Genomic DNA, 13,261 nt, shown 5'->3' with positions numbered 1-13,261 from the left:
GACGGTTACTCTGATAAGGGTAATTTAAATTTAGCTGAACGATTGCGTGGCAATGATGATAAATCAACGGTTTGACCATCTAGCTCTACATCAACCTGCTGATGACGGCCTAACACCACAGAAAACGGTGCAACGCCCTGCACTGTCATGGTGTATCCAGCTTTTTTAACACCAAAAGCAATACGCTCTGATGAGGCATCAAAGATCTCTACCCAAGAGTCGTCTTTGAAATGCATCACAATAGTATTTAATACAGGTGCACTGTTTATCTCTTCGACTGGTGCTGGTTCGGCTTCTACAACATCTAAAACTGGTTTGTCAGTTTCTATCACTTCGATGACTGATTCAGACGGTTGCTCAGGTCTTGTAGCAACATCAGTTTCAGTGACTATTTCATCATCGCTCTTTACTGCAAGTTCCTCGCTTTGCGGCATAATACTTTGCACTTCAGGCACAATGACATCGCTTTCATTAGATGTGGTTTGCCAGTACATAAAACCAGACGAGCCCAACACGATAGCCAAAATGATATAACTGACTAACATCAAGCGGCTATCATTGGCTTCTTTTTCAGTGCGACGTGAAAAACTTTGCATGCCCTTATTGTCTGCCACACTATCAGGTGTTTCGAATAAAGCTAAGGTTTGTGCTTGGTCTAATTGCAACAAGGTACAGTACGCTTTGATATACCCTTTTACAAAAGTAATAGGCCCTAAAGCAGAATAGTCATCTTGTTCTAATTTGGTGATTTGCTTTGGGCTAAGCTTTAGCCTATCCGCTACAGCCTCAATGGTCAGGTTCGCTTCTTTTCTTGCACTAGCAAGCACTTGGCCCAAAGAGGCTTGTTGCTCAGTCGATTCTGGGCTTATTTCATTCATAAAGTATATTTACTCGGATCTACAATCAGTAAACTATGTCCAGCCGCGAGTTCAACGTCTGGTGTTAATTTGTTCCATCGCATTAAATCACCAATCTGCAATTGGTAATCGGTGGCGATATTATACAGACTATCCCCATCTTTTATGATATGGGTGGTAAGCGGATTATTTAAATACACTTGTTGACCAATCTGTAAACGGTCTGATTCTTTCAGCTTGTTCCATTTTAACAAACTCGCCATTTTGACATTGTATTTAACCGATAAACTAAATAAGTTTTCACCTAACCCAACTGTATGCACTGGCACATTTGGTAAATTCACTTCTGGATTTAGCAAAGGTGTATTAGCTGATGAAGGCTTAGCTGTAGGAACTGGGGCATTATTTTCTTTTATTTCTCTGAACCTAACCTGACTTACATCTGTTTGGTGGAACTGCACTTGACCTTGAGTTGGTTGCACAGCTTTTGGTTCACCAAAAGACACCACCCTAACTTGATTATCAAGAGTTTCTGCAACTAGAGTCGACAATTGGGTTTTCTCTTCGGCTACAGATGTAACTGTCGTGCTTGCGGGCTGATTTAATTGAGCTTGCGCTTCAACCACTGAGCCTGTTTGCAAACCGGCACGCAATGACACCGCTTCACTTGAAGTGACACCTCTTATGCTTGTTACAGTAGTAGGCTGCTTTACTGCAGTTTGATTATTGCTTTCTCGTTTCGGTGCTTTCTTACGAGTTATTTTTATTTTGGGCTGTGTAGTATAGAGCTGTGGTGAGTGTTCTGTTATCTCTGCCACTTTAGCCTTTCGATACTGCTCACGCAAAATACCAAACTCGCTATTACCATAGTCTTCTTTAATAATCGCTTGCGCTTGGTAAGATTGCGGGTAGGTTTGCACTAACGTCGTGGCTATTTTCTGAGACTGCTCTAAATGCCCCATCTCTTGATGTAATAGGTACTCTAAAAACAAACTACGCGATGAGATAAAACCATTTTGAGTATAACGTTCAAGGACCCTCAGCGCTTGATGCATATCACTCTTAGCATAATATAACCCGGCCAACGCGACTAACGCGCTTTGACTTTGCCCATCATGCTGAACTGCACTGTTCAAATAATCTAAAGCAAGATCAAATTTGTCTTGCTTCACTGCACATAATGCAAGATTTTCATAACTCTGAGAAACACGAAGGTAGCCATTCATATCAATGGCTTTATGGAGCTGCTCTGAAGCCTCGTCATACTCACCGATACGACACAAAAACGTGCCATAGTTATTCAGTGTGTTAGGGTCATTTGGAACAAGTTTAAGAGCCGTTTGATAAGACGCTTTTGCTTTTTGGTATTCTTTAACCTGCTCATAATAATAAGCAAGTGTGTAATGTGCCTCTGGTAAGTTTGGCGCAAATTTGGCAGCACGTTCTAAATTAAATTTAGCTTGAATGTTATTTCCCGCTTTAAGATATTCGAGTGCTAAAGTAATACGCGTTCTTGCTGCATCTTGGTTGTTAACCTCAGTATTCACAACAGGGCTATTCTTAGTCACGCTGTGCGTTTCAGTTACACAACCACTTAAGCCCAATAATGCAAACGGGATCACCCAAAAAGAACGCATGTATCACCTTGATAGTATGAAATAATAAGGACCTATATTACCGAAAAGCCCCTATCTTTCATCTATTTTATGTAAATAACTTCAGCAATAAATAATTACTTAAACTCAGTTACTAAAAGTTAGTTACTCACATTCACAGCAATGGAATTATCTTCGCGCTGCTGTTTTTTCATAATACGTTTAGTACGGTCAACTACGTCACCCACTAGCTGGCCACAAGCTGCATCAATGTCATCACCGCGTGTACGACGAACAATACAAGTTAAACCAGCGGCCTGTAATACTTTTGAGAAACGATCGATACGGCTGTTACTTGAACGACCATACTCATTACCCGGGAATGGATTGAATGGGATCAAGTTTATCTTAGACGGTGTACCTTTTAATACTTTAACCAGCTCATGCGCTTGATCTGTACTGTCGTTTACACCTTGCAGCATAACGTATTCGATGGTGATGTCTTTATTGGCTTTAGATCCATCAATATAACGACGACATGCCGCTAAGAACTCTTCAATTGGGTACTTTTTATTGATAGGTACTAACACATCACGTAAGTCATTGGTTGGCGCGTGAAGAGAAATAGCCAGTGCCACGTCAATTTTCTCTTTAAGAATATCAAGCGCAGGTACAACACCTGAAGTACTTAGTGTTACACGACGTTTAGATAAACCAAACGCCCAGTCATCCATCATCAGTTCCATCGCAGGAACGACATTGTTGATGTTTAGTAATGGCTCACCCATGCCCATCATAACAACGTTAGTGATTGGACGCTTAGTGCTGTCACCATTATGTAAGCCAATATCTGTCGCAACACGCCATACCTGACCGATGATCTCAGATACTTTTAAGTTACGGTTGAAGCCCTGCTGCGCCGTTGAACAGAATGTACATTCAAGCGCACACCCTACCTGTGAAGATACACACAGTGTTGCACGGTCTTTTTCTGGGATCCAAACTGTTTCAACTTCTTGGCCGCCTTCTAAGATCATCGCATATTTAATGGTGCCATCACTGGCAACTTGCTTAACTGAAATTTCAGGCGCTTTAATTTCGCACTGTGCTTGTAACTTAGCACGTAGCTTTTTATTGATGTTGCTCATATCGTCGAAGTTATCGATGCCGAAGTGATAAATCCACTTCATTACCTGATCAGCGCGGAATGGCTTTTCACCAACTGATGCAAACAATTCACGCATCCCCTCGCGATTCAAATCAAGTAAATTAATTTTTTTCTCTGTAGTGGCCATGAAGCAACCTCGATAAAGTGACGGTACGAAATTAAAAAGACGACGTATTGTATAAAAACCAACCAACACACTCAAACATTGTTGATGATTTTGCAAAAATAGCTACATAAGCTGACTTTGCAAAAGCAGCAAGGACTAAAAAAGGGCCCGAGAGCCCTTCTTTACTCTGTTCGATCCGCGATTAGCGAGTACGAGGACAGATTTCTTCTTCAGCGAAGAAGTAAGCGATTTCGCGAGCAGCTGACTCAGGTGCGTCAGAACCGTGTACCGCGTTCTCGTCGATGCTGTCAGCATAGTCAGCACGTAAAGTACCAGCTAATGCTTCAGCAGGGTTAGTAGCACCCATGATTTCACGGTTCTTAAGAACTGCGTTTTCACCTTCAAGAACCTGAACCATTACTGGACCAGAAGTCATGAAAGAAACTAGTGCACCAAAGAAAGGACGCTCTTTGTGCTCTGCGTAGAAACCTTCAGCTTTCTCTTGAGAAAGGTGAACCATTTTAGAAGCAACGATCTTAAGACCAGCAGATTCGAAACGGTTGTAGATTGCACCGATGTGGTTTTTAGCTACCGCATCAGGCTTGATGATTGAAAAAGTACGCTCTAAAGCCATCTTTTTAGCTCCAATAATAATTGTTGAATATTTACGGGCGCGAATTATACGCGTTTTAGCGCTAAAAACCTACTAGATCTTGATCCTTTAAAAATTTCGAATAGATCAGATTTCAGCGAAAAACCATGATCTGCGTCAAACATGACAATTTCATTAACCTTTATACTGCGCCGCTTTTTAATTTCACTTGAAATTTTATCGTCACTTTTGACCGAAACAGCTGACCAGCACTCAGTTCAATGTAAGAGGTTTTTACTATGTTTGTTCCAGAGCTTTTATCCCCTGCAGGTAGTTTAAAAAATATGCGTTATGCATTCGCATATGGTGCCGATGCCGTGTATGCAGGCCAACCACGTTACAGTTTGCGCGTGCGTAACAATGAATTTGATTTAGCCAATTTAGAATTTGGGATTAACGAGGCTCATGCGCTCAATAAAAAGCTCTATGTGGTTTCAAACATCGCGCCACACAATAAAAAAGTACAAACCTACTTAAAAGACATCGAGCCTGTGATTGCAATGAAGCCCGATGCGCTCATTATGTCTGATCCGGGTTTAATCATGCTGGTGCGTGATAAGTGGCCTGATATGCCAATCCACCTTTCAGTACAAGCTAACGCAGTTAACTATGCGTCAGTTCAGTTTTGGGCAAAACAAGGGATTGAGCGCGTAATTTTATCCCGTGAATTATCCCTTGAAGAGATCGCTGAAATTCGCGAGCTTTGCCCACAAACCGAGTTAGAAGTGTTTGTTCACGGCGCATTATGCATGGCCTACTCTGGTCGCTGCTTATTATCAGGCTATATCAATAAGCGAGATCCAAACCAAGGCACCTGTACCAATGCATGCCGTTGGGAATATGACGTTAAGCCAGGCAAGGAAACTGAAACCGGCGATGTAGTGCACAAAATCGACCCACAATCTGTGATCCCTACGCTAGGCGAAGGCGCACCGACCAATGAAGTTTTCATGTTAGAAGAGCAAGGTCGTCCGGGCGAATACATGCCAGCCTTTGAAGACGAACATGGTACGTATATCATGAACTCTAAAGACCTACGTGCGGTGCAGTATGTTGATCAGCTGACAAAAATGGGCGTGCACAGCTTAAAGATCGAAGGTCGTACTAAGTCTTTCTATTATGTGGCTCGCACTGCACAAGTTTACCGCAAAGCAATTGATGACGCGGTAGCAGGTAAACCGTTTGATCCAAATCTAATGCGCACTCTTGAAAACCTAGCACACCGAGGTTATACCGAAGGTTTCTTAAAGCGCCACGCTCATCAAGATTACCAAAACTATGAATACGGCCATTCAGTTTCTGACAAACAGCAATTTGTAGGTGAAGTATTAGGGCGCCTAGACAATGGCTTGGTTGAGATTGATGTTAAGAATAAATTCTGTACGGGCCACAGTCTTGAGCTGATGACACCTCAAGGCAACATCAGCTTCAACCTTGAGCATATGGAAAACAAAAAAGGCGAGAAAATTGACGATGCGAAAGGCTCTGGTCACATTGTAAAAATTCCATTGCCTGAAAATATCGATTTAGATCACGCTATTTTGATGCGTAACCTGAACGATCAAGAAGATACGCGTAACCCATTTAAAAAGGCCTAAATCATGGCGCTGTTGATCAATTCAAAGTGCATCAACTGTGATATGTGCGATCCTGAATGTCCGAATGAGGCCATTTATATAGGTAAGAAAATTTATGAGATTGATCCAAATAAATGCACTGAGTGTGTAGGCCATTATGACACCCCCACGTGCGTAAGTGTTTGCCCGATCGATTGCATAAAGCCCGACCCCAATCACAAAGAAGATTTAGATGCCTTAGCTGAGAAGTTTTTACGTCTTACTGGTTAAGGCAATTAAATCAAAATAGGTAATTCAAGAAAGGAAATATTAGCTTTCTGAAAATAAAAATGGCGCCCAATGGACGCCATTTTTATTTCTTCGATAAATTATAACTAAGTAATAAATTAGCGAAGTGCTTTTTCAACTTGATCGAAATGCGCAATCACTTCAACAATTTCAAGTTCAGCATCTTCATAGGCCGATTCAAACTGCATACCTTGTGAGGCCATTGCTTGCACAGTTGCAGGGTGAACCAATAAATCTTTTGCGTGGTAGCACACAGGTGAATCGTATTTAGGTAACTTGCCATCTTTGTGGTAACCAGATTCAATTTCTTCTAATGGCAATGTAGGAATAACGTCTGCAGCTTTGTCTAATGCCGAAAGGTAGCTGTCACATGCTGGGTATTTAGCGGTGAATTCAGCTAATAATTGACGAGAGGTCGCAACAAGTTGCTGTGAGCTTTGCTCTAGTTTTTGAGACGCTTCGTTGGCTCTGATCTCACCAAGTAAGCTTTGTGCTTGTTGCTTGTAGGTGTCTAAGTTGGTTACTTTAGCTGGTGCAGCTTCAGTTGTTTGTGTTTGTTGCTCAACCTGCTCTGAACATGCTGTTAGTGCAAGACTTGTAAGTAAAATTGCCAACCTAGATTTCATGAGAACCTCGTAATTATTATTGAAAACAATTCTCATTATACTCTTTAAAGAAAAGAATGAAATATCATTGTCATAAAATTATGAGGTTTTCTTTATTCTTCTAAATTCCGAGAATTTAGATAACTTTTAGATAGCTTACTTACCCTTACAGGTATTGGCCATAATGGCTTTTTGCGCTTGCGCTTCTTTCTCATTGTTATTTGATTTCGCCACCGCGTAACTGATCTTCGCATCGTTACACTTGTCTCTAAGTTCTTTATCCATCAAATATAGTTTATCTTTTTGTGCCTGAGCAAGCCCTTCTGTGCCTACATACTCAGCGCGTTCTTCAGGTGCTTTATCTTTTTCGTATGCTTCACCTTCGTTTACCTTACAACCTGATAAGACAAAGGCCAAAGGTAATACTGCAATCAATAAGCTTTTCATAAATTTACCTATTTTAAATACTTTTCTTGATTATAACTGATTTGATGCAATTACAAAGGAAAGGTTCAAAAGTTGCTTTTCAGACAATAAAAAACCGCATATTTGCATATGCGGTTTTTTTAAAGAAAACATTGGTTTTCTTAAGGCATGGCGTCTAAGTCCGCACCTTCTTTTTCAACTTCTACCGGTATTAAATCTTCTTTGCTTACACCCATAGCAACAGCAACCGAGCTTGCAACATAAACAGAAGAGTAAGTACCAATGAACACACCAAATAGTAGCGCAGTTGCGAAACCATGAATGGTCTGGCCGCCCCATACGAATAGCGCAATCAATACTAAAATAGTCGTAATTGATGTAACTAACGTACGATTTAGTGTTTGCGTGAGTGAGATATTGATAATTTCAATGGTGTCATCAATACGCACTTTACGGAAGTTCTCACGAATACGGTCAGATACAACAATGGTGTCATTCAGTGAGTAACCGATAACCGCTAAGATTGCTGCAAGGATCGTCAGATCAAATTCTAGGTCTAATAATGAGAAAAGACCCATAGTGATGATCACATCATGGAAAAGTGCCGCTACCGCACCGATGGCAAAACGATATTCAAATCGAAATGCAACATACATCAAGATACAGATAAGCGCGGTTAGCATGGCTAAGCCACCCTGCTCTTTTAAGTCTTCACCCACACTTGGGCCTACAAACTCAATACGACGCATTTCTACACTGCTATCCGCTTGCTTAAGCGCCGCAATTAGTTGGTTACCAATTGTCTCTGCTTTAACATCGCTGCCGCGAGGCGCTAAACGAACCAGTACATCTTGGCTCGAACCAAATAACTGTACTGACGCATCAGCAAAACCATTTTCAGCTAAGACAGAGCGGATTTTTGCCAGATCAGCTGGCTGTGAAAAGCCAACTTCAACCGCAGTACCACCAGTAAAGTCTAAGCCAAAGTTCAATCCACGGATTGCCATAGACGCAATTGATGCCAAGATCAATAACGCAGAAAGCGCCATGGTAAGCTTGCGCGCTGACATAAAGCGGATGGTGTCATTTAATTTTAATAACTGCATATCCGTCTCCTAGATTGAAAGCTTATTAATGCGCTTGCCACCGATCACTAAATTGATCACAGCACGCGTACCGACAATGGCCGTAAACATCGACGTGATGATACCGATTGCAAGTGTTACAGCAAAGCCCGCAATTGGACCTGTACCAACCGCAAATAAGATAACGGCTGCAATCAGTGTAGTGATGTTGGCATCGAAAATGGTGCTAAATGCACTGTCATAACCTTGGTGAACTGCTTGCTGAGGGCTACGACCGTCGGCTAATTCTTCACGAATACGCTCAAAGATAAGTACGTTCGCATCTACCGCCATACCTACCGTTAGTACGATACCGGCAATACCTGGTAATGTCAGAGTGGCACCTGGGATCATCGACATAACACCAACAATAAGTACTAGGTTAGAAGCAAGTGCAATGTTAGATACCAGACCAAAGCCTTTGTAGTACAACAACATAAATGCCAGTACAAATGCAAAACCAAGTACCACAGCTGTCATACCCGCTTCGATGTTTTCCTGACCTAGGCTTGGACCTACTGTACGCTCTTCAACGATTTGAATTGGCGCAACTAAGGCACCAGCACGAAGTAATAAGCTCAGGTTATGGGCTTCAGCTGGGTTATCAATACCTGTAATACGGAATGAGTTGTTCAGACGAGCTTGAATGGTTGCAACGTTAATCACTTCTTCAACCTTAATTGGCGGAAGCGCTTTCCCGTTTTCATCTTTCTTACCCGATGGCTTGTATTCAATAAAGACTGTCGCCATACGCTTACCAACAGCACGTTTAGTGAAGGCACTCATTTTAGCACCACCTTTGCTATCAAGGTTGATGCTCACTTGAGGGCGTGAGTATTCGTCTATACCCGATTGTGCACCAGTAATGTGAGAGCCGCCTAAAATAACACGTTTCTTCAGTACTACTGGGTAGCCATCTTTGTGCATGATCACTTCAGTGCCAGGTGGAACACGGCCCTGTGCAGCAGAGCGCACATCCGCGTTTTCATCTACTTCACGGAACTCAAGCGTTGCCGTTGCACCTAAAATTTCTTTAGCACGAGCAGTGTCTTGAACACCTGGTAGTTGCACGATAATACGTTCAGCACCTTGCTGTTGTACATTTGGTTCAGCAACACCTAATTGGTTAATACGGTTACGAATGATGGTTTCATTCTGTTTGATTGCGTAAGCGCGGATCTCTTTAAATTTCTGATCGCTCAAGCTCGCAAAGAATGCCAAGCTGTTGCTGCTATCATCAACAAAGTTATATAGTGGGTAACGCTGTTTTAAGAAGCGCTCAGCCGCATCTTTGTCATCATCATTACGCATGATCACTTGTACGCGTTCAGCACCCGACACACGGCGTATTGAACGATAACGAAGTTTCTCACCACGTAAGTCACTCTTGAAATCTTGCTCCATGGTTTCTAGCGCATTGTCCATCGCTGTGACCATATCGACTTCCATTGTGAAGTGAACACCACCACTTAAATCTAGGCCAAGCTTCATTGGGTTACCGCCAATGTCTTTCAACCAATCAGGTTGTGCAGGGCTCATATTAATTGCTGAAATGTAGTCTTCAGATAGGCTGTCACGCAAAATATCTTGCGCTTTTAACTGCTCTTCAACATTCGTAAAACGTACCAATACTTGATCGTTTTCTAATGCTGAAGATTTAACTGTGATGTTGTTCTCTTTTAGAGTCTCATTTACTTTGTCTAGCACGCTTAGATCAGCGCTGGCACCTTTAGTACCAGAAACCTGTATGGCCGGATCACGACCATACAGGTTTGGTGTGGCATATAAAATACCAATCGCTAATACAGCCAGAACAAGTAAATACTTCCACATTGGATACTTGTTTAACACAGGCTTTACCTTTTTATTTTTGTTTTTAGATTACAGCGATTTCATTGTGCCTTTAGGCAACACAGCTGATACTGATGATTTTTGTACTGTGACTTCAGTTTGGTCATTTAAAGCAATAACGACAAAGTCTTTGTCATCAGCAACTTTAGTGATTTTACCTACTAAACCACCTTGCGTTAGTACTTCGTCACCTTTACCTAATGCGCCCATTAGGTCTTTGTGCTCTTTTACACGCTTAGCTTGCGGACGGTAGATTAAGAAATAAAATACCAAACCAAATACACCAAGCATGATAAGCATTTCCATGCCACCGCCTGCAGGTGCAGGCGCCGCAGCACTTGCATGCGCAGTCGAGATAAATAAACTCATAACACTTCCTCTTATATTTTAAATTTATATTATTCTGTTTCAGCTAATGGCGGCACTGGTAGGCCACGTTTAGCGTAAAAATCTTCTACGAATTCGTCTAGTTTGCCTTCGGCAATCGCGTTTCTTAGGCCTTCCATTACACGTTGATAGAAACGTAAGTTATGAATGGTATTTAAACGCGCACCTAAGATTTCATTACACTTATCTAAGTGGTGTAAGTAAGCACGAGAGTAATTTTTACATGTATGACAATCACACTCAGGATCTAATGGACCTGTATCTGTTTTATGAACTGCGTTACGGATTTTAATAACACCCGTACTGATAAACAAGTGACCATTACGCGCATTTCGTGTCGGCATAACACAGTCAAACATATCTATACCACGACGTACCGCTTCAACTAAGTCTTCTGGTTTACCAACGCCCATTAAGTAACGTGGCTTGTCTTCTGGCATTTTGTAAGCACAGTGATCAAGGATATTGATCATGTCTTCTTTTGGCTCACCCACTGATAAACCACCGAGTGCATAACCATCAAAGCCAATTTCTTCTAAGCCTTTTTGTGATTCTGCACGAAGCTCAGGATACATACCACCTTGGATAATACCGAATAACGCTGAAGGGTTATCACCATGGCCCTCTTTCGAACGTTTTGCCCAACGAAGTGAAAGCTCCATTGAGTCTCGGGCTTCTTTTTCAGTTGCGGGGTAAGGTGTACATTCGTCAAAAATCATGACGATATCTGAACCTAAATCACGCTGCACTTGCATCGCTTTTTCAGGCGATAACATGATTTTTTCACCATTTACAGGTGACTTGAACATCACGCCTTCTTCAGAAATTTTACGCATTGCGCCTAAGCTGAATACTTGGAAACCGCCTGAATCAGTTAGAATTGGTTTATCCCAGTTCATAAAGTCATGCAGATCACCATGTTGCTTGATGATTTCAGTACCAGGACGAAGCATTAGATGAAAAGTATTACCTAAACAGATGTGTGCACCTGTATCTTTTAACTCGTCTGGTGTCATGCCTTTAACAGTACCGTATGTACCTACAGGCATAAATGCAGGGGTTTCGACCACACCACGGTCAAAAATCAAACGGCCGCGACGGGCTTTGCCATCTGTGCGATCTAATTCAAATTTCATAGCTACCTCAAAAGTCGGAAAAACAGTCCAACACTCGTTCTATAAACGCCATCGCGTTTATTTTTAGAGCTGATTTTAACCCTCCGATTCTACCCTGTTTACACAGTGAATTCTAATTATTGGGGCGAAAACTAAGAAATTAAAGATGACTGAGATAAGAGATAAGAGATAAAAATTAAGAGTTAAGAAAAAAGCTTAAAACAACAAGGCCCTGAGTTTCAGGGCCTTAATAATGTCATCTTAATGAAGATTATTTATCTTGTTTGGTGATAAACATGGCATCACCATAGCTGAAGAAGCGATATTGCTCAGTCACTGCCGTTTTATACGCCTTGATAATATGATCTTGACCAGCAAACGCACTCACTAACATGATCAAAGTAGATTCTGGTAAGTGGAAGTTAGTGATCATGGCATCGACTACCTGGAATTCATAACCTGGGTAGATGAAAATGTCTGTATCGCCATAAAGTGGCTGTAATTCACCTTCGCTCGCTTTCGCCGCAGACTCTAGTGAACGAACAGATGTCGTACCTACCGCAATCACTCGACCGCCATTGGCTTTGGTTTTCTTGATGGCATCAACCACTTCTTGAGACACTTCAATGTACTCAGAATGCATCACGTGTTCATCAACTGAATCAACACGTACAGGTTGGAAGGTACCCGCACCTACATGCAGAGTGATAAACTGTGTTTCTATGCCTTTTTCTTTGATCTTTTCGAGTAATGCCTCATCAAAGTGCAAACCCGCTGTTGGTGCAGCGACTGCACCCGGTTTTTCGTTGTATACGGTTTGATAACGCGCTTTATCTTCTTCCGTATCAGGACGGTCAATATAAGGCGGTAAAGGCATATGACCAATGTCATCTAAGATGTTTAATACCGTTTGCTCACCTTTGAACTCAAGCTCAAACAACTCACCATGACGGGCTACCATGGTCGCTTCTGCTTTACCTTCTAAGATTAGTGTTGCACCTTCTTTTGGTGACTTGCTTGAACGGACATGGGCAAGCACTCGATGCTCGTCTACAACACGTTCAACCAACACTTCAACTTTGCCGCCTGTGCTTTTTTGGCCATACATACGGGCTGGGATCACTTTGGTATTGTTGAAGATCATTAAATCGTTCGGGTTTAAGAAATCAATGAGATCTTTGAAGATCTTGTGACCTAACTCGCCTGTATTACCATCGAGGGTAAGTAGTCGGCTCGCAGTACGATCTGCCATAGGATGACGAGCGATTAACTCATCAGGAAGTTCAAAACTAAAGTCAGCAACGCGCATGACAACACCTCAAGTTATAAAACAGCGGCCAAGTTTAGTGTTCCTATAACACTTAATCAAGTGCTTGTAAGTGCACTAAAATAGCATTAACCTAGGTCTTCGAAGCAATGTTTTTAGAAACAGCTAATTACCGCATTCATAAGTAATAATTAATAATAATAAATTGCTATAAATCGGTGAGTTAAACCAATACAAGTCAAC

The 13,261-nt window shown here is 41.7% G+C and carries 13 protein-coding genes; 2 read left to right on the top strand and 11 right to left on the bottom strand.

The window, feature by feature from the left end:
• Positions 1-5: 5 nt before the first annotated feature.
• The 4 genes from CWB72_RS11450 to ndk form a co-directional block, all read right to left on the bottom strand.
• Positions 6-878: a RodZ domain-containing protein gene (locus CWB72_RS11450; RefSeq protein ID WP_138631502.1), complete on the bottom strand. Its 873-nt coding sequence runs from the start codon at positions 876-878 to the stop codon at positions 6-8.
• Complete coding sequence (pilW, locus tag CWB72_RS11445) at positions 875-2,494, bottom strand: type IV pilus biogenesis/stability protein PilW (RefSeq protein WP_138631500.1); 1,620 nt, start codon at positions 2,492-2,494, stop codon at positions 875-877. The genes CWB72_RS11450 and pilW overlap by 4 nt, the downstream gene beginning before the upstream one ends.
• A gap of 119 nt (positions 2,495-2,613) precedes the next feature.
• Positions 2,614-3,747 carry a bifunctional tRNA (adenosine(37)-C2)-methyltransferase TrmG/ribosomal RNA large subunit methyltransferase RlmN gene (locus CWB72_RS11440; protein WP_138631498.1) on the bottom strand — a complete coding sequence of 378 codons (1,134 nt, stop codon included), beginning with the start codon at positions 3,745-3,747 and terminating at the stop codon, positions 2,614-2,616.
• Between the two features lie 181 nt (positions 3,748-3,928).
• On the bottom strand, positions 3,929-4,360 hold the full coding sequence (gene ndk / locus CWB72_RS11435) for a nucleoside-diphosphate kinase (protein ID WP_058028790.1): 432 nt from the start codon (positions 4,358-4,360) through the stop codon (positions 3,929-3,931).
• Positions 4,361-4,617: 257 nt separating this feature from the next.
• Here ndk and trhP point away from each other — a divergent pair, with 257 nt between their 5' ends.
• The gene (gene trhP / locus CWB72_RS11430) at positions 4,618-5,976 is read left to right on the top strand and encodes a prephenate-dependent tRNA uridine(34) hydroxylase TrhP (RefSeq protein ID WP_138631496.1); all 1,359 of its coding nucleotides are present in this window, start codon (positions 4,618-4,620) and stop codon (positions 5,974-5,976) included.
• 3 nt (positions 5,977-5,979) lie between these two features.
• On the top strand, positions 5,980-6,225 hold the full coding sequence (locus tag CWB72_RS11425; protein WP_138631494.1) for a YfhL family 4Fe-4S dicluster ferredoxin: 246 nt from the start codon (positions 5,980-5,982) through the stop codon (positions 6,223-6,225).
• 116 nt (positions 6,226-6,341) lie between these two features.
• Here CWB72_RS11425 and CWB72_RS11420 read toward each other — a convergent pair whose 3' ends face one another.
• From CWB72_RS11420 to queA, 7 genes are all read right to left on the bottom strand, one after another.
• Positions 6,342-6,869 (bottom strand): hypothetical protein, encoded by a 528-nt coding sequence (locus tag CWB72_RS11420; RefSeq protein ID WP_171037282.1) that lies wholly within the window; start codon positions 6,867-6,869, stop codon positions 6,342-6,344.
• A gap of 135 nt (positions 6,870-7,004) precedes the next feature.
• Positions 7,005-7,295 (bottom strand): hypothetical protein, encoded by a 291-nt coding sequence (locus CWB72_RS11415; RefSeq protein ID WP_138631490.1) that lies wholly within the window; start codon positions 7,293-7,295, stop codon positions 7,005-7,007.
• A 140-nt stretch (positions 7,296-7,435) separates the two neighbouring features.
• Entirely contained in the window at positions 7,436-8,380 is a 945-nt protein-coding gene (gene secF / locus CWB72_RS11410; protein WP_138631488.1) for a protein translocase subunit SecF, read from the bottom strand.
• Between the two features lie 9 nt (positions 8,381-8,389).
• The gene (gene secD / locus CWB72_RS11405) at positions 8,390-10,249 is read right to left on the bottom strand and encodes a protein translocase subunit SecD (protein ID WP_138631486.1); all 1,860 of its coding nucleotides are present in this window, start codon (positions 10,247-10,249) and stop codon (positions 8,390-8,392) included.
• Positions 10,250-10,279: 30 nt separating this feature from the next.
• The gene (gene yajC, locus CWB72_RS11400) at positions 10,280-10,618 is read right to left on the bottom strand and encodes a preprotein translocase subunit YajC (RefSeq protein ID WP_138631484.1); all 339 of its coding nucleotides are present in this window, start codon (positions 10,616-10,618) and stop codon (positions 10,280-10,282) included.
• A gap of 29 nt (positions 10,619-10,647) precedes the next feature.
• Positions 10,648-11,772: a tRNA guanosine(34) transglycosylase Tgt gene (gene tgt / locus CWB72_RS11395; RefSeq protein WP_058028782.1), complete on the bottom strand. Its 1,125-nt coding sequence runs from the start codon at positions 11,770-11,772 to the stop codon at positions 10,648-10,650.
• A 250-nt stretch (positions 11,773-12,022) separates the two neighbouring features.
• On the bottom strand, positions 12,023-13,060 hold the full coding sequence (queA, locus tag CWB72_RS11390; RefSeq protein WP_138631482.1) for a tRNA preQ1(34) S-adenosylmethionine ribosyltransferase-isomerase QueA: 1,038 nt from the start codon (positions 13,058-13,060) through the stop codon (positions 12,023-12,025).
• Positions 13,061-13,261: the final 201 nt, after the last annotated feature.

This window comes from Pseudoalteromonas phenolica, assembly GCF_005886345.1.
In the GTDB taxonomy this organism is placed as follows: Bacteria; Pseudomonadota; Gammaproteobacteria; order Enterobacterales; family Alteromonadaceae; genus Pseudoalteromonas; species Pseudoalteromonas phenolica_A.
This window is presented reverse-complemented; position numbering and strand designations above follow the sequence as displayed.